Genomic DNA, 19,073 nt, shown 5'->3' with positions numbered 1-19,073 from the left:
CAAATAAAAGGATTTTATTTCTAAAACAACGAATATATCTTACTATACGATATAAAAAAGGGGATTTATTATTATGAACAACATTAATCAACATTGGGAGAGCATTTATTATCACTTACGATACGAATACGAGGACAATCTTTCCCACCAAGCAATTCGTATTTTACAAATCGTTTCTCGTGAGAAAGATATAACAATTGGAAAAGTCGCTACTGAGCTTAGTCTTTCTCATAACACAGCATCTGAACATATAAAGCGCCTTATTCAAAAGGGGTTCATCGTTAAAGAGAGAAATAAAAAAGATGAAAGAGTGGTAAACCTTACATTAACAATTGAAGGAATTGAAGTATTAGAAAAACATACTTTACTAGATAAAGAAAAGATAAAAATATTAGAATCACAGTTATCAAAAGAAGAACAACAATTAATTGAAAAAGCATTTTCGTTATTAGCGAAGGAGGCAAAATATGCATTTCCTCGTTAAAGTAATCGTTTCGGCACTTATTATCGGCGTTATCACTGAAGTCGCTAAACACTACAGTACGATAGGTGGCTTTATTGCTGCTCTTCCTCTCGTAAGTTTACTTAGTCTATTTTGGATTTCATTTGAAGGCGGGAATAAACAAGAATTGAGTCAATTTGCTTTAGGGGTATTATATGGATTCCCCGCATCAGCACTACTATTATTTATTGTCTATATTGGTTTAAAAAATTCATTTACACTTAGTACATCTGTCCTACTCGGTATAGGTGTTTGGTGTATCGTTTTTGCTTTTCAAAAATTATTTCAAGCTTAGGGGGAATTAACATTCATAAATTTGTAGAAATAATGGGGCAAAATATAGAAGTACATATAAAAGGAGGTGGTAAACAAACTGTAGTCATTCAAACCGGAATGACTTGCTCATTTTATGATTGGCTTCCTATTATAAAAAAGCTTTCACAGCACTTTACAGTCGTTTCATACCATCGCCCAGGTTACGGGAAAAGTGAGCTAGGAAATCAGCCACGTACAATAAGGCAAGTTACAAAAGAGCTACATATGTTACTAAACAAACTAGCTATTCAAGAACCATTTATTCTAATCGGTCATTCCTATGGAGGATTATGTGCACAACATTTTGCGATGTTACATGAAGATAAGCTGCAAGCACTTATTTTAGTTGATTCTACTTCGATGAACTTACACCGTTTAGATGAACTTCATTTACCAATTTCTGATCAAACTGACTCGGATGATATGTGGCTTGAAAAATATAATACATACTCCAAAATGGATGTAGACACACTTTATAATGAACTAAAACCTATTCTCACCGATCAATCAAAACAGCAAATTGGATTCTCTACCTCGCCTTCATTATATAAAGCGACAGCTTCTGAACTATCGGAGTGGAAAAACTGTGCTCTCTCACTAAAAGAGCTATGTAAAACATTAGAAATACCATTAATCGTTATCGGTAGAGATCCTCAATATTCTATTACTCAATTGACTAATGGTGGCATGCCAAAAGAGGAAGCAACACAACTTGAAGCAATGTGGCAAGAACTGATCCATGAACAATTACAACTCTCAATACATAGCCAATATATACTTGCCGAACATGCTGGTCACGGAATCGAAATTGATCGGCCTGATATTATTATTGGGGCTGTTCAATCTCTATAAATAAAAAAGGAAGCAACTAAAGTTGCTTCCTTACTTATCTATTCATAATCTTCTTCATCATCGATTTCTTCGTAATAAGCATTCCCATTACTTACATAAATAGGGCCATTCGCAACATCAATACGTAATACCCATGCCCATGGCACAGCTAAACGCTTATGTATTGCTCGCCAAAAGCTCATTGATTTTCTTTCGTACTCCTGGAACTCCTGAAGTAACTCTTTATAGGAGGAACCGTCTAACTGAATATTTGCTTCTAGCAAACGAGAATGGGCATAGTACTGCAGCTCTAGTTCAGCAGCAATTTCCATTTCTTCTTCTGTTGCCATACCAATAATTGTTCCATCTGCTGGTGCAATTTCATATACGTTGTGAACTTCAATAAGCCCTTCTTTCTCTTTCTCAAACATGTAAACAGCCTCCTTTAACATATAATTTTTATGTTACAAAGTCATACTTCTACAATAACTTCTCTCTTTCCTCTTTTTTTGATAAACTTTTACAAAATATTTAACCGATGACCTGTTTTCTCTATTCTTTCAGCAGAAATGAAACGATTTTTATCAAAATTTAATTTATACACATCAGGCATATGAAGTGTTTTCCAAAACTCCAAATCATATTTCCAATTAAAATAATTCATTAGTAATACCATAATATTTCCATGCGTACCTATTACAATATTCTTACCTTCATATTTTTTTAATATATTTTGTATACATATTACAGCGCGCTTTTGTGCTACAGTATTCGATTCTCCGCCTTCGTATGCAAAACTCCAATCTTTCCACACATTCTGCATAGCATCATTAAAATTTGATACTGGCTCTGTGCTCAATAATCTTTCACGCAAATCTTCTTCAGTTTGTATTGATAATTTATATGTATTCGCAATTCCTTGTACAGTTTGGATTGCTCTTTTGTAAGGACTAGAAATAACAACATCAATATGTTTATCTTTTAATAAATGCGTTACATTTTCTGCATCACAGTGCCCTTTTTCAGATAAAGGTCGTTCCCGTTCTTCTTTTGTATATGTAGAATGGGCATGGCGAACGAAATATATTGTTGTCATTTTTTAACCTCCAATCTTATTTTCCATCTATATTCAATAATAAGATTGGAAAATCCTGTATTACAAAAGAGCACTTTTCATAAGTGCCCCTTTCATAATAAAATTATTTCATTATAATTTATTTCTGAATTCCTCACTTATGACAATATCTCGAATAAAGTAATCCATATTACTTAGAAGTTTTTCAAATGCTTTTTCACTCAAATTGTTCATCATAAAGACAATCTCAATCTTATTCCCTTTTTTATCAGTACCATAGAAACTATTTGTTAATACAAATGCCGTAGAACCACCTTTCTGTCCAGCAAATTCGAATATACCCTCTCCTACGGTTCCTTTAAATATATTCTCAACCTCACCTTGCATTTGTGGTGTAAAATAATTTCTGCTATTTATCTTTTCCAATAAACTCATGTAATCCTTCGCATTTGCACCTATAAACCGATCTGACCAAATACGCTGAAAATCCATATCGGCTTTTAACGATATCTCGCGTTTTGTCCATTCTTTCTCGTCTTTCATCCATTCATGTATTTGCCATACATGCTTAACATATTCATCATTAGACATATTACGTAGCTTGTCCAATGCTTTATTTTGAGGAATATGCAGTTCTTTTTCAACATAGCCCCTCATATATAATGCCCCTGTATACGTTGGATAAAATTCATCGTGACTATTTAAGCCTAACTCTTTCAAACTTTCATTTATCCGCGCTGCTCCAAGCTTGTCCAATAAATATGATGCATTCGCATTCGAACTATAATGGATCATTCCTTTCACTACTTCTTCTAAAGAAGTTTGACCACCCTTCACTAACTCTTTACCTTTTACATCATCTAGCCATGCAGGGTGTGCACCACCATCAGTATTTTTCACATAGTATTTTTCTAATTCTTTCAATGAAATTTTCTCGTCTTTTCTTATTTTCCCTTCAGCTACTTGCTTAGCATATTCAATTGCTATAACGATTTTCGACATACTTGCTAGCGGTAATTTTTCTTTTTCATTTATTGATGTCAATGTTTCACCATTTCTTTTAACAATTAAAGAAGTTGTTTTATCATCCTTATGTTCTTTTATGTAATTTAGCACATAATTAGAGTCTTCTTTGGAATTGACATATTCCTTCACTGAAAAGAAAGCTATACAGCCTACTATAGTAATTCCAGCTATAATTCCAACAACTTTTAATCCCCTCATGATACTCCCCCTAAAATAAACATATTATATATTATACTAAATAAATTTCCCTTTTTAAGTAATAATTAGATTATTTATACAAAAATACTTCTTTTCTTAAACAACAAAAAAACATGCCTTCATTAGGAAAGCACGTTTTGTGATATTCTTCACATTGTTTAGTTAAAAAATAAATGTTTACTTACCATGATGTAACATTAAATCACTAAGTTCTTCTTCAATGTGATTTAATTTCGCAACGCCTTCTTTCCATTTATGAATATAACGTGAAACCCCAACGAAAAACAAAACAATAATTGTGGAAAGAATAATACCATATACGATTGCTACAGTACTCATAGTTACACTTCCTTATAATTAGTAATGTGGTTATTAGTTATATTTTTATTATAAACCTTTTTCTTTTAAAATACTTCGATTTCAACTTTTTGTAACAAAATTGATTTTTCTAACATTTCGTTCGTGAAAATGGCATATTTTTCACAAATTATACAAAACTTCACCATATGTACTATTACCATATGAGTTATATTATTAAATAGAATAAAGGGGATGATATACTATGACGACTTGGTTTATTGTAATGTTAGTTGTATTTGGAGCATTTAAAATTATCGTTTCTAGCCTTCCTAACACTGTTATTGAATCCATTATTAGCAAGTACGAAACACATCCAAAACTTGAAGAAGAGAATGTGACTATTACAATTCACGGAAATAACGTAGAAGGCGAACAGAAATCAAAAATTATTCATGATTTTAACGAAGGTTTATTTTTAGATCGCTATTATGCACCACCCCATAATGAAGGCACTCCCTTAATTATCAATGCAAAACGGGGTAAAAAAGATTTCACATTTTATATTTACAGTCATGAAGAGCATGTTGATGTTGTAAAACAATATAAAAAGAAGGTAGTTGCTTATAGTTTACGCTCTAAAAACCTTCAAAATAGTGATATGTTCGTGTCAGCTGACTTAGCTTAATACTCATATATTGGAAAAAGGAATCCAAGAAATATGGATTCCTTTTTTTCTCATTTACTGAAAAATAAGCTCTGTCTTCAAACTATCTTTCGGTAACAACCAGCCTTTTTTCTCTAAACTCGCCATTAATAATTCCCTTTGCTTTGTCGCAATACTTTCTTCATTTGTTTTAAATGACACTTCTATTACGAAGTCATCTTCTAATTTTCCGGTATTACTTAATGGCCAAATTTCAATATTTGCTTTTATGTTTTCAAACTCTCCTGTATATCGTTTCATTAATACAGGACCGTAAATACGGGAATTCTTTAACATTTCTTCTCCCCAATTTGTATACAACCATTTGTTCATTTTCCCTGGTAATTTTTCTATTAACATGTTTTGAGCAGCTTGTTCATTTGGTAAATCAAGTATCCCATATCCTTTAGCGCTGTAACTTTTCTTATTTGAAATGCTTAATGTTTTCTTCTCAAATCCCCAATCTATTTCCGCCTCATAACTATCCGTATTACTATCGAATCCTTCTTTTTTAGCTACTTCTAGTGCATCTTGAATTACACCATTTGGAATAGGATATCTTTTTTTATATGTTAGTTCAAAATCTTTACTAAATTCTTTCTTTCGAATTCTAGCAAACCAACCTTCCTCACTTAAACTTTTATTCGCAGTATCTAAAAATTGCACTTGTATTCTTTCATATTTTGTACCAGCCTGGAAATGTTCTAGCACCTCTTGCTTCATCTCTTTGTTATCACCTAATACTTGTTCTGGCTTCAATAATAACTTTACTTCAAAACTAGCTTTCATTGGACTAGCTGCAAACCCTTCCTTAACGTTATAAAGGAAACAACAAAAGAAAATGCTTACGAATACAAATACTTTTTTCATATACCTATCCCCTTTACATTTCAAATGACTTCTATACGTTCCATTGCAAGTGAATATACATTTTCATACCCTGCTGTACTTAGCTTTTGTTGTAATCGATCCGTATCCTCTTTCAAAGCGTGCACTAACACCGTATGTTCTGGTAATAATGTATTTAGCATCTCTTTAACGTCTCTTATACTTTGGTGAACTTTATACGGAACTCTCTTCACCCTACATGTACTCCTTACATGTTCTTTCATAACTTTTTCTGCAAAACTCCCTTTCGCAATATGCCCAGTAAAAATAACGGCATTCCGTTTTTCATTCCGAAGTTGTTCATAGTATAACTGTGCTCGTTTCGTTTGCATATTCGCATCACTCATTACAACTATTCCGTAACTATTTTGCATACTAATGTCATTATCCATAACTATTATGTTTCTTTTTAAACTCTCCATAATCCATTTAAGTTCTTCATTATTTTTTATCCAACCTTTATATATGAACATCTCTTCAAATCCAGCCAAAATTTCTTTATCTACTATAAGCGGAAATTCTTTATATCGTTCATATAAATACAATACTATATCTTGCGCCCTACCAAGTTGTGGCAGCGGTAATAATGCTATTCCTTCATTTTGCATAACTCGTTCAATTTCTGCACATAGGTCGTCTAATCTTTCATTTTGCGAAACTTCATCTGTGTGATAAGCGGCATCTACAATTGCAACTTTTATATTGTGGCCCAATTTCTCAGGTAAATTAGCTCGTAGTATATTAGACTCTGCTGAATAGTCGCCTGAATAAAATACGTATGTATTACACATATCAACTAAAAACCAAACAGCTCCTAATACATGCCCACTATACCCCCACTGAAACCGCAATGTAGGAGTAATTTGTAACCATTCATTTGGATTGCTAATCTCATCAATACATACATAATTTAAATCTTTTATATGTTGGTCGCTATAAGGTAAATTCCATCCTTGCATCACATTATAGTTTCTCCATTTTTCATAATATAACGGCAGTTGCTCCTTCGTATAACGAGTCGTCCAAATTTTTTTCTTATAGCCATACTTCGCTAATAAAGGTAAACCCATCGTATGATCTTCATGAATATGTGATAAAAATACCGCATCTAAAAATGGAACAGCTTCTCTCTCTATTTTTGGATAACCATTCTCATAAGATCGATTAATACCACAATCAAATACTATTTTCGTCTCTTTATTTTTTACAAAATAGCAAGAGCGACCGTATTCTCCTGCTCCTCCCCATACTTCCACTCTCATCATGCTACCCCTTTTCGCTTTTGCTCCATATGTTGCAGCAGTAATAAGCACATTGTTGTAAGTCCAACAGAAACAACGGCCATCGCCATTCCTATAGATACTTCACCCTGTTCAAATTGAGCAAAAATAAACGTTGCTGACGTTTCTACTGATGGAGGTAATACGAGAAGTGATGCTACTAACTCTCTTATTGAAATTGTAAATATCATCGCCCATCCGGCAAGAATGCCTGGGATAATAAGAGGCAATATTATTTTTCTAAAAATATAAATATAATTTCCAGAAAAAATACTTCCTGCCTGCACGAGAGAATCATCAATTTGTCCGAGTGATGATTTTACATATTGCACCGTGTAAGGTAAAAACAGAACAACATACGTTACGATAACCATGATTGGTGTATTATAAATTGATATAGGCATATATGGTGAATTCCAAAATAGAATAAGACCTACAACCATAACGATTCCTGGTACCATATTCGGTAACATACCGCACATATCAAGCCATTTTTCAGAGGTTTTTTTCCCCTTTCGAATCATAAGTGCCAAAAAGACTCCAATCATTACCGCAATAATCGCTGTTACGAGTGAAAAAAGAAAACTATTCCATAAAGCCTCTAATCCCGGAGACCCCATTGTAAACAATGCCTCATAATGACTTGTTGTAAAGTTATTTACATGTAAACCGCCGCCTCTTAATTTTGAAAAAGAAGCAATAAGTATAGAAAAGTATGGAATTCCAATTGATACGATTAATAAACCAATTACATACATCCATGCTACAACGCGCGTAAATATAGACAAAGTATATCTTTTAGATTTCACACCTTTTCCACTAACCATTGCATATGAATACTTTCGATTCAATACATTTTGCATATACCAAATGAGCATACAAGCACTAAGTAATAAAGAAGATAATGCTGTTGCACTACTAAAATCAATTGGCCAACTCGAAATAAATTTATGAATTTCTGATGTTAACACGTGGAATCCTATTCTACGTCCGAATGTAGCCGGTGTTCCAAATTCAGCAATCGTCTTTACGAAAATGAGTAAAGCACCCATTACATAACTTGATACTAATAACGGCAATATTATTTTTCTTAAGCGATAGAAAAAACTTCCGCCATGAACTGCTGCAGCTTCTTCTTTACTACTCCCAATCTGAAGTAACGTGTTTTTCAGCATGAAATAAAGAAATGGGAATAAATGCAGACTCATAATTAAGACCATACCTCCTAAACTAAAAAACGATGATGAAACTGTCTTTAGCATCGGAAAAAATTGTTCAAAATAGCCGTTAGGTTGCATGAACAAAATCCAGCCCATCGATCCAATATACGGCGGTGTCATAAATGGAATCATAAAAACAATATCTAACTTACTATACTTTCCTACATCTGTTTTGCTCATAATAAATGCCAATGGAAATGCAAATATTGTAGCACCTATTACAACGAGTACACCTAGAAGCATCGAATTTAGAAAAATCCCCGCTAATCCACCACTCTGCATCACCTCAAAAGGCTTTAAAAAATTCCAACTGCTATTTTCATATACACTAGAAAATAAAATAAGAAAAAGTGGAATGACGATTAACATCGCCACAAGTAATAACGCTACCGTCATTCCAACTTGTCTTACTGATACGAATCGATTTACCATGGAATCACCATCTTATTGAAATACTTTCTTAAATTGTTTCCCTATTTCATCTTGCTCTTTCTCAACTGTTTTCCAATCAATATTTAATACTGGAATCTCTTCTACATTTTGTCTATTTTCAGCTTTTATATCTGTTCTACCAGGCAATAAATACGCTTTAGAAACTTGTTTTTGTACATCATCGGATAATAAATAATCAATAAACTCTTTTGCACCTTCAACATTTTTACTATCCTTCATAATCCCCACTGCACGTGGGCTAATAACTGTTCCGCTTTTTGGATATACGATATCAACAGGTTCACCCTTTGCTTTTGCGCTATACGTCATATAATCAACACCCGCAATGACCATATCTTTCGCACCTGTTACAACTGGGTCTAACGCTTCCTGGTTTGCTCCTGCTACTGTAACTTCATTTTTCTTAAGCTGCTCAAATAAATTCCATCCATCTTGTCCATTCTTTTTCACGTATCCTGTTACAAAGTCTAAAGCTGAACCTGAAAGTGCTGGATCTGGAAGATTCACTTTCCCTTTCCATTCTCCTTTCGTTATATCGCTCCAATCTTCAGGCGCCGTCTTCACATTTTTTGTATTGTACACAATCCCTAATGCTGAAGCACTATACCCGAAATAATGGCCTTTATCATCTGACCATTCAGAACGCAGCTTATCAGCTTGTTTCGCCTCTTTATAAGCTAACGTTTGACCCTCTTTCTTTAATCCTTCCATCGCTGGTAAGGAAGCGAGTACGACAACGTCAACGACTGGATTTTTCTTTTCAGCTTCCATTCTCGCTAAAATTTTACCAGTTGTCCCTTGAAACATTTCCACCTTTATACCAGTTTTCTTTTCAAAGTCTTTTTGAATTTTTTCTGCTAACCCTTTTGGCCCTGCACTATATACAACAATTTTCTTTTCATTCATATTTTTACTTTTTGCATCTGCATTACCTGTCTTTGAACTACAACCTGTTACTACAGTAGAAAATAGTAAAGTACATACAAATAAAGACTTAAGCGAACTGAATTTCTTCATACGATTCTCCCCCTATATGATGAATACATTTTTTTGGTACATATAACGATACTGGTTTCCCGATGCTTAGCTTACTATTGTGATAGGCTGTCCAAATGCCTAAAGTCCCCATATTTACTTTCACTTCATAACGTTCTCCTACATATGTAACATGCTGAATTTCACCTGTATACATTTCGCACACATCATTTTTTGTCCAACTCACATGCTCTGGACGAATCATTTTTTCACCCTCTACAAGCCAATTCGCCTTACCAACAAATTTGGCAACAAATTCATGAGACGGTTTCACATAAATATCTTCCGGTGTTCCTTTTTGTAATACTTCTCCTTGTTTCATGACAATAATTTGGTCTGACATTGACATTGCTTCTGTTTGATCGTGAGTAACATACAGTGCAGTTAAACCAATGGAATGAACGATATCCATAAGCTCTATTCTCATTTCTTCTCGCAAAATTGCATCGAGTGCACTTAGCGGTTCATCAAACAAAATAAAATGAGGTTTTGTTACAATTGCTCTAGCGAATGCGACACGTTGTTGCTGTCCACCAGAAAGTTCGTGCGGATACCTTTTCTCCATACCTTGCAGGCGAACACGCTTTATCGCATCTTCTACTTTTTCTCGTAAATGATTCATTTGCTTTGTAGCTCTTAAACCAAATGCAACATTTTCAAAAACAGTCATGTGCGGCCATAAAGCAAAATCTTGAAATACCATACCGATATTCCGTTCATGAGGAGATGTCTTTATCTTTTTTGTAGCAGAATACATGCACTGGTCTCCAAAATATATTTCTCCCTTATCCGGTTCTTCAAGTCCTGCTATCATTCTAAGTAAAGTCGTTTTCCCACATCCCGAAGGTCCTAAAAGTGTAGTGAATTCCCCTTGTTTCATTACAATCTGCAACGGCTTTAACGCTTGTGTTTTTCCAAATGTTTTTTCTAATCCATTAATTTTAATATCCATCGTCTCACCTCTCTCCCCTCATTCTTAACCTGCTTTCATTCTATATGGAAGATTTATACTGAATGTTAATGTACTGTAAAGATTAAATTAAAAAACTTCTAATAAACTATTTATTTCTATAGATTTTTTCTATAGTTAAAATAAAAAAGGCGGCAATTCATAATGAATCTCTTAAAATTAGAAATTGTAGTACTTATTAAGAAATACAAAAAGCTTACAATCGTTGCAGAAAAACTTGGCGTTAAACAACCAACTATTACTTTTCATATAAAAAGCTTAGAAGAAGAACTCGGTGTGTCTTTATTCGAATTACGTTCTGGAAGGTATTTCTTAACAGAGGCTGGTGAGGCTTTGCACCATTATGCTTGTAAAATAGATGCACTTATGAAAGAAGCTAGACGTGTCACGCAAGAGTTTAAAGATTTTCATAAAGGTGCTATAACAATCGGCGCTAGTTATGTACCAGCGACTTATCTTTTGCCAGCAGTCGTTCATCAATTTCAATGTGAATTTCCCAATATAAAAATAACGCTACTAGTGAAAACAGCCCCTGAAATTCGAATGATGCTACAAAATCACGAAATCGATCTTGGGATAATTTCCGCTGCTCCATTTGATGAACCACTTTTAAAACAAACGAATATAATGCCCGATACACTTGTTCTTGCCTTTTCCAAAGAACATCATTTTTCAAAGAAAGACAATGTATCGTTACAAAATATAGAAAAGGAACGCATACTATTGCATCGTAACCCATCTACAACAAGAGATTTACTTACACAATGGACGTTAGCGCATAACATTACATTCCAATCAGAAATTGAATTAGACTCATTAGAAACGATGAAACAAATTTTAAAATATGGTAATGGAATTGCCTTGATTTCTAAACTTGCTATCGAACAAGAAATACAACGAAATGAGCTATGCTATATACCAATCCCTGAATTTGAATTTCAGCGTAATATTTATACGATTCATCATGAGGACAGATGGAATTCTAAAATCATTTCTTTTTTACTACAGAGCATCACTTCATTTGCAACAAAAAATTAAAAGGCTGTCGTTATGCACGACAGCCTTTTAAACTATAAATCTATTTATTTTTCTTTGCCTCAATTTTTGCTTGCGCCTCTTCAGCCTTATCTAATGCTTCTGATACTTTCTTCTCTTTTTCTTTCACTTCATCTATACTATCGACAGCTTTAATAATTTTATCGATTCCCTCTTCTTCTACCTTTCTACGCTTTGCCACTCTTTCATTTACTTTCTCTTCCACATCTTTTGCTTTTTGAAGCATATTCTCTGCATTTGATATTACAGCTTTTTCAAGTTCATCATCTTTTTTCTTTTGTAACACTTCATTTGCAATGTCTTTCGCTTCTAAATACTTACCGTCTTTTAATGCTGTTGCTCCCTGATCCATTTTCTCAGCAACTTCTTTATATGATTTCGCTTCATTTCCTGATTTCTCTTTTTCTGCTTTTTCGAACCACATTGTTGCATCACTATACTTTTCATCTTTCAATGATTGCATACCTGTTTCAATATATGTGTCATAATTGCTACATCCAGCCATTACGACTAATAGAAAAAGCATAACAAAACTTAATTTTTTCATGCTGTTGTCTCCTTTTCTTTGCAAGCTCACTTTACTTTAACATACATGAAAAAGAGTTTCAAAAACTAAAATACTAATTTAGTCATTTTTATAATGATAAGTCAAATTTTTATTATTTTCTTATTTTTAAGCGGACACATCTAGTTGTTTTTTCGCCATATGTTGCTTTACTCCTACTAATACAACTAACAATAAACCTACGCCTAATGTCATCATAACAATGCTAGTTGGCAACATATCTAATAATAATCCATACACAATCATACCGAGCGGTGCGATTGCAGTAGAAATTGTTTCAAGTAAGCCGAAAACGCGTCCTAAATAACTTGGATCTGTCGTCTTTTGCAAATGTACTTGCATCGGGATATTTACAACCATCATTGATATACCAGTTAACATCATAAAAGCGATATAGTAAATAAAACTTGCTACTTTCGGGATGGTGACTACTAATGGAAACACTGTACATAAACTCAAACTCGCAAATAAAAACAACCCAATATAAACAGAGCGAAACGGATCATTCACTTCTTTACGTACTGATAACGCAATTGCACCAATTAACATCCCAACTGCTAACATTCCCTCTACAACACCGAGTTGTTTCGAAGATAGATGCAAATTTTGAACAATAATATATGGAAGTGAAACGAAAAGTGCACTCGCAAAAAAGTTTACCCCTACTGCAATTTTCATTAAACCATATATTTCATGCTGTCTTTTCACATATGAAAACCCTTCTTTTATACTCGTCAAGAAATGCTCTTTACTTTCAGCCTTTTCTTTTTTGTATAAATCAAATACGATAAACAATTGCACAACAACCGCTAAAAAGAATGTAATGCTATTCAATAGGAAAAACGATTTAATTGAAAAGAAACCAAATACAACTCCGCCAATAATCGGTGCTAAAATATTTGATAAAGATGCTGCCGTCTGGTTCAAGGCACTCACTTTTTGAATACGTCCTTCATCTACTAAACTTGGAATAGATGAAGTTAATGAAACAGAGTAAAAACTCGCACAAATTGATAATAATGCTGCTGAAACATAAATAAACAGAAGTGATGGCCCAAAAGTAGTTGTAAGGATAAACATAATAAACATTGTTAAACTACTTAACAAATCGGTACCGATGACAAGCCATTTTCGATTGACGCGGTCAGCTACAGCACCAGCAATTGGTCCACAGATTAGCCTTGGAATCGATCCACAAATAAGCGTAGTTGCAAACCCCATTCCTGAACCCGTTGTCTTTAATACGTATAATCCCATTGCAAACGTATAAATACCGGCTCCTAGCAAAGACGTCATTTTCCCAATCATTATTAAAATAATATTTCTCGTTGCAATCTTCATTCTTGAATCATTTTGTCCTATACTTATATCCCCCATTTTTGACACTCTCCCCTTAAAAGTTAAATTGTGTTAAACTTATTATATAATTAACTTTCCAATTTTTACAACAAAAAGTTTAATGACATTTAACTTTCTGACTATAAAGGAGCAATTATATGGCTACTCTCGGTGAAAAAATTAAAACGTTACGAAAAGAAAAAAAGCTTACTCAAACTGATCTAGCAGGTTCAGAACTCACAAAAAGTATGCTAAGTCAAATTGAAAATGGAAAAGCTACACCTTCTATGAAAACACTACAATATATCGCTGACAAACTTGAATGTGAAACGAGTTTTTTATTAGAAGAAGATGATGTAGAAATTGTAAGACTCATTCAACAAACGGAGAAACTAATAAAAGCAAACAAGTACGATGAAGTATATGAGGTTTTACTACCGATCGTTCAAAAAGAGCTACCTCCCACTTTGAATACTGCTCGTTTATATAAACAGTTTGTAACAGCTGCGGCTAAAATGAAAGATTACAATATTGAATATTACGTTGAAAAGGCTACTTCTATTTTTGAGAAATATACGTTATACCGGGATAGTACGGAAACAAAATTAAAATTATCCTTTACGATATTCACACGTAAAAAATATGCTGAATGTTTACAACTTATAGCTAGTATCCGAAATGACTATGAAGAGAAACATTTAGAAATGGATCTCATTATACATATCGAATTATATTTATATGAAGCAATTATTTTTCTTGCATGTGGTGATTACGAACAATGTGAAAGTGTCATTTTAGATGCACTTGCATTTTCAAAAAAACATCAAGTGTATTATAAAACAGATGAATTTTATCGTATTTTATCTTATCAAAAAGTAATCACGGCTGATAAAGAACAATATTTACATTACATAAAAAAATCAGAGCAATTCGCCATTTTTACAGAAGATAATTTCTCTGCGGCGGTTATTGATCTTTTAAAAGCTTTCTACTACAACACAATTGCTAATGAATATACAATTGCATTAGAACATTTAGAACAATTTCGAGAAAAATTAAAAGATGAGCCAATTTTTCAAGATGATGGATCATATTATCTTGAAAAAGGAAAAGCTTTGTATGGTTTAAAACAATACGAAGAAGCTTTAAAAACATTGCAACGCGCTATCATACCAGATTATATAAACCATCCACTTGATCACGCACGGCTTACAACAGCTGGGGCATATCGCGCTCTTTGTTATGTGAAACTTAATGATAAAAAAAGAGCTCTTGAAGAAGTAACAGAAGCATATGAAATCGTACAGGCCTATCCTGATTCCATCTTCACTTCATTTATTAAAGAAACATTACAAATAATACAAAAACTTTAAGAATGTCTCTAAATGGTATATTATTCCTCTTTTTTAGCAAAGATAATAATGATGGGAGGAATATAAATGAATATACAACGTGCAATAGAGCTTTCTATGTCAGCAGAACAAGCCAATGTCAATTTTCAAGGCATGCCTGTTATGATTCAACACGTCGATGAAAGCAATGAAACCGCCCGCATATATGAAGTAAAAAACCCAGGACGCGAATTAACTGTTCCAGTTAATAGCTTAGAGGAAATATAAGAAATGCCACTTCTCTTTTGAAGTGGCATTTTTCTTCTTTCAGATTACTTATTATAAATTTCTTCAACTCTTTATTTTACATGAGCTGAAAAAATAAGAATTTTCTACTTCTTTTCTCTTTGTGACCTGCTAAAATACAAACTATGGATTAATTATTCGTACTATACATTAAGGAGGAAAAATAATGGCATCTAATTTAGAAAAAAACCAGCCTTATTATGCAGTTATATTCACTTCTAATTTATCAAATAATACAACTGACTATAATACCGTTGCCGAAGAAATGGAGAAACTTGCAAAGCAACAACCTGGATTTTTAGGTGTAGAAAGTGCACGAGGTAATTCTGGACTCGGAATAACAATTTCTTATTGGGAATCACTTGATGCGATTGAAAATTGGAAGAAGAACACCTTACATAAAGAAGCGAAAAAAAGAGGTCGTGAGCAATGGTATGAAAACTTCCACCTGCGTATTTGTCTTGTTGAGAAAGAATTTAAGTTTCATAGAGGTACTTTATAACTATGAAGGAAAAATTAGCTCTCGTTATTGTTCATGAAATATATGGTGTGAACGACCATATGCATCACGTTACCCAGCACTTTACTTCATCTCATATAGACGTATTCTGTCCTAATCTTCTACACTTACAACATGCATTTCATTATCGTGATGAAGAAAAGGCATATGAACATTTTGTAAATCATATTGGATTTGATGATGGAAAAAAGCAAATTGAAGAATTCATTTCTCATCTTTCTAGTAGTTATACACATATTGGACTTATCGGCTTTAGTGTTGGAGCTACCATCTCATGGCTATGTAGTAACAATCCGAAAATAGATTTTATTATCGGATGTTACGGTTCTCGTATACGCGACTATGTTCACATAAAGCCTACATGCTCTACATTACTTATATTCCCTGAAAAAGAAGCTAGTTTTTCAGTATCCTCTTTAATTCACACATTGCAGCAACAAAAGAATCCTTTATTAGAAATAAAACAACTACACGGTGAACATGGATTTCTAAATCCGTACACTGAAAAATATAACGGGCACTCTACAAAACAAGCATACAATTTAATAGATTCATTTCTTGTAAAGTGAAACTTCAATCAGTGGGGGGGGTCATCCCCCACCTAATCTCTTTTCTTACGTTGAGTTTTAAGGTGTGGGTCTTACTGCCCATGCGTGATAAAAACAATCTTATACAGGAGACTCAAAATGACGCTGACATTACCCTTACTTGTTTTCATACTCATTGCCTTTATCTCAGCGCTAACTATCATTTTTAAAACCGTAAAAAAAGGGCTATTTTTCAACCGCCCCTACTTACAATCTATTATCGTTTGCCTTTTATTTTTTACTAATTGGATCTTATATGTAACAACTTTTTATTCGTTACTTCCCGAGAAAATTAGTGAGTTCCTATTCCTACCCATTTGGTTTTTCCTTTGTATTTTAGGTTTTATAACTTTCTGGCGTGAATGGGGAAATAATCGTGTATTCTCCATATGTATCGGTTTTCTTTCCTTGACTAGTTTTTCATTTGGATTATTGTTGTTAGTTCTTTCCGGGATGTAATAGAAGAAGGAAGAAAAGCCAACTTTCAACTTTTCTTCCTTCTATGTTTACCTTTAGTTTTCACTGTCACTGATTCACAAGGTGTATAATATATTTGAGGTGTCGCCTTATCAACAAACATCATAAACGTAATAAAGCCGATAATAAAGAAAATAAATAACGTTAACAAAATTGCTCCTATCGTTAAAAGTATCATAACACCACCCCTATATTTTTCATGTTATTACACTTTTCGCTATGATATGAGTGTAATCCTTTTTAGAAAAGGAAACGTAACAAAATAATCACAATCACTCCCGTTAATACTGTACCTAATAAACTACGAGTATATATCGCTACAAGAAATGTTGGAATTGCTGCAATAAGATAATCCCACTGCATCGTTTCATGCATAAATAAAACTTGTGCTAAAAGCGCTGCTAATATCGCAATTGGTATGTAATTTAACCATTTTAAACCCCAGTCAGGAATTTGTAGTTTGCTAAATACGAGTAGAGGTAAAATACGTGGCACGATTGTAACAGCTCCTGCTGCTAGTAAAAGTAATAATACATCTAATCTCATTTCCATTTTTCAATCAACACTCCAATCGTCGCAGCTAGTAAGGTTGCGATAATAACCGCTATACTATCTGGCATAAATAGGTGTGAAACGTATGCGATAATAATCGCTACAATTGCAACACTTAAATGAATTGCTAGTTTCGGTTTACTACTTATGAGCTGAAGAACAAATAATCCGATAAACATCGCTGGTAATGCATAATCCATGCCGTATGTATGTGGATCTGGTATCCACTCACCAAATAGCCCGCCAATGATAGTGGCAAGAATCCAATTTAAATACGCTGTTACATTAAGCCCTATCATCCATCTTTCACCTAAATATCCTTTTTGCGCAGCATGCTGCACTGCAACGCCGAAAGTTTCATCTGTAATTTGCGAACCGATGATTAGGTTTTTAAATAGAGGAATTTTCGTAAAGTACGGTGCAAGTGCAGCACTCATAAGAAGGTGGCGCAAGTTAACAAAAAATACAGTAAAAATAATTGCGGAAGCAGGAGCACCGGCTGCATACATACCAGCTAATATAAATTGGGCAGAACCTGCATAAATTAAAGTGGACATAAATGCAATTTCAATGATGGAGAAACCAGCTGTTTTTGCAATTACACCAGCTGCTATACCGATGCTCAAGTAACCAAATACAGTTGGTAAACAATCTTTTACTCCTTGCTGAAATGTATCGTCACTCTGCAAAGCTACATGTGCCTGAGCTTTACTCATCTCTATCATCCTCCATTCCTTCTAAAGTTCGTTTTCCTGTTACGACATGAACTAAATCTATATTTTCACGCCATAACGTATCTAACTTATCAGCTCCAAATTCCTTTGTGATTTCTTCAACCATAATATCGTGCCGCACATACTCTGTAGCAACGAGAACTAGCGCTGGGTCATACGTTGTAACGGCCCATGAAGTGCTATCATTTGAGAAGTTCGCAATTAATACTTCCTCTCCATCACGAGCAATAACAGTTAAATGACCACCCATTCTCTTTTCAACAACGTGGGGCGTCATATAATTATGATGAAACGTCGCTCCTATTTTTGTTTCTGGAGCTCCAAATAAGATTGAAAATATATGTACGCCTTCCTCTTCCTTTTGATGAATGTATGGCTCAATTTCATGCACTTGTTCTTCCCATACAGAAATCCATAATTCTTCCTTTGCCCTATTAATTATATTGCATATTTCTTTTAAAACACGATCATTTGAGCGAATATGCGAAATTACATCTATTTGTCGCTCTTGTTCTAAACAATTTAATTTCTCATCTAAAAATTCAAAGGACTTTTCAAAGTCTTTTCGCATTCGATTCATTAATTCGGTAGCTGGTACTGGTACATATTTAACTGGTTCAGAAGGTACAATATGCACCGCTCCTTTATCCATTAACTTACCGAGTACCTCGTAAATCATAGAACGAGGTACTCCTGTTTGTTTACTCACTTCATAGCCTGTTACTGGAGAATGTTTTAACAATCCAATATACGCTTTACATTCATATTGGGAAAATCCCAACTTTTGTAATTCCTTTATAATTTCATCCAT

The 19,073-nt window shown here is 33.8% G+C and carries 26 protein-coding genes; 10 read left to right on the top strand and 16 right to left on the bottom strand.

Annotated elements, in window-relative coordinates; genetic code table 11:
* The first annotated feature begins 73 nt into the window (after positions 1 to 73).
* Genes HFD78_RS04415 through HFD78_RS04405 form a run of 3 tightly spaced genes read left to right on the top strand, consistent with a single transcriptional unit; the run spans position 74 to position 1,669 of the window.
* Positions 74 to 484, top strand: a complete 411-nt coding sequence (locus HFD78_RS04415; protein WP_001059785.1) for a MarR family winged helix-turn-helix transcriptional regulator — start codon at positions 74 to 76, stop codon at positions 482 to 484.
* A complete protein-coding gene (locus HFD78_RS04410) occupies positions 468 to 797 on the top strand; it encodes a DUF3147 family protein (protein WP_000545641.1) in 330 nt (109 codons plus the stop codon). Before HFD78_RS04415 ends, HFD78_RS04410 begins: the two co-directional genes overlap by 17 nt.
* The gene (locus HFD78_RS04405; RefSeq protein ID WP_116291471.1) at positions 758 to 1,669 is read left to right on the top strand and encodes an alpha/beta fold hydrolase; all 912 of its coding nucleotides are present in this window, start codon (positions 758 to 760) and stop codon (positions 1,667 to 1,669) included. Before HFD78_RS04410 ends, HFD78_RS04405 begins: the two co-directional genes overlap by 40 nt.
* 38 nt (positions 1,670 to 1,707) lie before the next feature.
* Here the strand turns inward: HFD78_RS04405 and HFD78_RS04400 are convergent, their stop codons facing one another.
* The 5 genes from HFD78_RS04400 to HFD78_RS04380 form a co-directional block, all read right to left on the bottom strand.
* Positions 1,708 to 2,079, bottom strand: coding sequence for a hypothetical protein (locus tag HFD78_RS04400; RefSeq protein ID WP_000461766.1), 372 nt, complete (start codon positions 2,077 to 2,079; stop codon positions 1,708 to 1,710).
* Between the two features lie 89 nt (positions 2,080 to 2,168).
* Positions 2,169 to 2,744 carry a histidine phosphatase family protein gene (locus HFD78_RS04395; RefSeq protein WP_000208268.1) on the bottom strand — a complete coding sequence of 192 codons (576 nt, stop codon included), beginning with the start codon at positions 2,742 to 2,744 and terminating at the stop codon, positions 2,169 to 2,171.
* Positions 2,745 to 2,855: 111 nt separating this feature from the next.
* Positions 2,856 to 3,947, bottom strand: a complete 1,092-nt coding sequence (locus tag HFD78_RS04390; RefSeq protein WP_001214673.1) for a serine hydrolase — start codon at positions 3,945 to 3,947, stop codon at positions 2,856 to 2,858.
* A gap of 177 nt (positions 3,948 to 4,124) precedes the next feature.
* A complete protein-coding gene (locus HFD78_RS04385) occupies positions 4,125 to 4,286 on the bottom strand; it encodes a hypothetical protein (RefSeq protein ID WP_000108701.1) in 162 nt (53 codons plus the stop codon).
* Between the two features lie 65 nt (positions 4,287 to 4,351).
* Positions 4,352 to 4,468: a hypothetical protein gene (locus HFD78_RS04380; RefSeq protein ID WP_001987133.1), complete on the bottom strand. Its 117-nt coding sequence runs from the start codon at positions 4,466 to 4,468 to the stop codon at positions 4,352 to 4,354.
* 41 nt (positions 4,469 to 4,509) lie between these two features.
* On the opposite strand from HFD78_RS04380, the gene HFD78_RS04375 reads away from it, so the two are divergent.
* Positions 4,510 to 4,932, top strand: a complete 423-nt coding sequence (locus tag HFD78_RS04375) for a YfmQ family protein (protein ID WP_000214589.1) — start codon at positions 4,510 to 4,512, stop codon at positions 4,930 to 4,932.
* A 54-nt stretch (positions 4,933 to 4,986) separates the two neighbouring features.
* On the opposite strand, the gene HFD78_RS04370 is transcribed toward HFD78_RS04375, so the two are convergent.
* From HFD78_RS04370 to HFD78_RS04350, 5 genes are read right to left on the bottom strand one after another with little or no spacing between them, the layout of a single operon-like run.
* On the bottom strand, positions 4,987 to 5,820 hold the full coding sequence (locus HFD78_RS04370) for a hypothetical protein (protein WP_000755306.1): 834 nt from the start codon (positions 5,818 to 5,820) through the stop codon (positions 4,987 to 4,989).
* Positions 5,821 to 5,840: 20 nt separating this feature from the next.
* Complete coding sequence (locus HFD78_RS04365; protein WP_033667922.1) at positions 5,841 to 7,103, bottom strand: MBL fold metallo-hydrolase; 1,263 nt, start codon at positions 7,101 to 7,103, stop codon at positions 5,841 to 5,843.
* Positions 7,100 to 8,770, bottom strand: coding sequence for an ABC transporter permease (locus HFD78_RS04360; RefSeq protein ID WP_000248168.1), 1,671 nt, complete (start codon positions 8,768 to 8,770; stop codon positions 7,100 to 7,102). Before HFD78_RS04360 ends, HFD78_RS04365 begins: the two co-directional genes overlap by 4 nt.
* A gap of 12 nt (positions 8,771 to 8,782) precedes the next feature.
* Positions 8,783 to 9,808 carry an ABC transporter substrate-binding protein gene (locus HFD78_RS04355; protein WP_000714718.1) on the bottom strand — a complete coding sequence of 342 codons (1,026 nt, stop codon included), beginning with the start codon at positions 9,806 to 9,808 and terminating at the stop codon, positions 8,783 to 8,785.
* The gene (locus HFD78_RS04350; RefSeq protein WP_000351799.1) at positions 9,786 to 10,778 is read right to left on the bottom strand and encodes an ABC transporter ATP-binding protein; all 993 of its coding nucleotides are present in this window, start codon (positions 10,776 to 10,778) and stop codon (positions 9,786 to 9,788) included. Before HFD78_RS04350 ends, HFD78_RS04355 begins: the two co-directional genes overlap by 23 nt.
* A gap of 162 nt (positions 10,779 to 10,940) precedes the next feature.
* On the opposite strand from HFD78_RS04350, the gene HFD78_RS04345 reads away from it, so the two are divergent.
* On the top strand, positions 10,941 to 11,834 hold the full coding sequence (locus HFD78_RS04345; protein WP_001050594.1) for a LysR family transcriptional regulator: 894 nt from the start codon (positions 10,941 to 10,943) through the stop codon (positions 11,832 to 11,834).
* 40 nt (positions 11,835 to 11,874) lie between these two features.
* Here HFD78_RS04345 and HFD78_RS04340 read toward each other — a convergent pair whose 3' ends face one another.
* Positions 11,875 to 12,399 (bottom strand): COG3014 family protein, encoded by a 525-nt coding sequence (locus HFD78_RS04340; RefSeq protein WP_000736440.1) that lies wholly within the window; start codon positions 12,397 to 12,399, stop codon positions 11,875 to 11,877.
* 126 nt (positions 12,400 to 12,525) lie between these two features.
* Positions 12,526 to 13,794: an MFS transporter gene (locus HFD78_RS04335; protein WP_191968054.1), complete on the bottom strand. Its 1,269-nt coding sequence runs from the start codon at positions 13,792 to 13,794 to the stop codon at positions 12,526 to 12,528.
* A gap of 119 nt (positions 13,795 to 13,913) precedes the next feature.
* Between HFD78_RS04335 and HFD78_RS04330 the strand changes: the two genes are divergently transcribed.
* The 5 genes from HFD78_RS04330 to HFD78_RS04310 all read left to right on the top strand — a co-directional run bounded on the left by HFD78_RS04330 (position 13,914) and on the right by HFD78_RS04310 (position 16,958).
* Positions 13,914 to 15,128 carry a transcriptional regulator gene (locus HFD78_RS04330; protein ID WP_097862930.1) on the top strand — a complete coding sequence of 405 codons (1,215 nt, stop codon included), beginning with the start codon at positions 13,914 to 13,916 and terminating at the stop codon, positions 15,126 to 15,128.
* A gap of 66 nt (positions 15,129 to 15,194) precedes the next feature.
* On the top strand, positions 15,195 to 15,374 hold the full coding sequence (locus HFD78_RS04325; protein WP_001025731.1) for an H-type small acid-soluble spore protein: 180 nt from the start codon (positions 15,195 to 15,197) through the stop codon (positions 15,372 to 15,374).
* 184 nt (positions 15,375 to 15,558) lie between these two features.
* On the top strand, positions 15,559 to 15,894 hold the full coding sequence (locus HFD78_RS04320; RefSeq protein ID WP_000157887.1) for an antibiotic biosynthesis monooxygenase family protein: 336 nt from the start codon (positions 15,559 to 15,561) through the stop codon (positions 15,892 to 15,894).
* Between the two features lie 2 nt (positions 15,895 to 15,896).
* Positions 15,897 to 16,481, top strand: coding sequence for a dienelactone hydrolase family protein (locus HFD78_RS04315; protein WP_000660114.1), 585 nt, complete (start codon positions 15,897 to 15,899; stop codon positions 16,479 to 16,481).
* A 117-nt stretch (positions 16,482 to 16,598) separates the two neighbouring features.
* Positions 16,599 to 16,958 (top strand): hypothetical protein, encoded by a 360-nt coding sequence (locus HFD78_RS04310; protein WP_097862929.1) that lies wholly within the window; start codon positions 16,599 to 16,601, stop codon positions 16,956 to 16,958.
* A gap of 25 nt (positions 16,959 to 16,983) precedes the next feature.
* Here HFD78_RS04310 and HFD78_RS04305 read toward each other — a convergent pair whose 3' ends face one another.
* The 4 genes from HFD78_RS04305 to HFD78_RS04290 form a co-directional block, all read right to left on the bottom strand.
* A complete protein-coding gene (locus tag HFD78_RS04305; RefSeq protein ID WP_000602236.1) occupies positions 16,984 to 17,154 on the bottom strand; it encodes a DUF3951 domain-containing protein in 171 nt (56 codons plus the stop codon).
* 62 nt (positions 17,155 to 17,216) lie between these two features.
* Complete coding sequence (locus HFD78_RS04300) at positions 17,217 to 17,528, bottom strand: AzlD domain-containing protein (protein ID WP_000425938.1); 312 nt, start codon at positions 17,526 to 17,528, stop codon at positions 17,217 to 17,219.
* The gene (locus HFD78_RS04295; RefSeq protein WP_000030478.1) at positions 17,519 to 18,244 is read right to left on the bottom strand and encodes an AzlC family ABC transporter permease; all 726 of its coding nucleotides are present in this window, start codon (positions 18,242 to 18,244) and stop codon (positions 17,519 to 17,521) included. Before HFD78_RS04295 ends, HFD78_RS04300 begins: the two co-directional genes overlap by 10 nt.
* Entirely contained in the window at positions 18,237 to 19,073 is an 837-nt protein-coding gene (locus tag HFD78_RS04290) for a TrmB family transcriptional regulator (protein WP_000343357.1), read from the bottom strand. Before HFD78_RS04290 ends, HFD78_RS04295 begins: the two co-directional genes overlap by 8 nt.

Origin of the sequence: Bacillus sp. EKM501B, from assembly GCF_011800505.1 — a bacterium.
Taxonomy (GTDB): Bacteria; Bacillota; Bacilli; order Bacillales; family Bacillaceae_G; genus Bacillus_A; species Bacillus_A cereus.
Note: the sequence above shows the minus strand (reverse complement) of the source record. Positions and strands in the feature narration are given on the sequence as shown.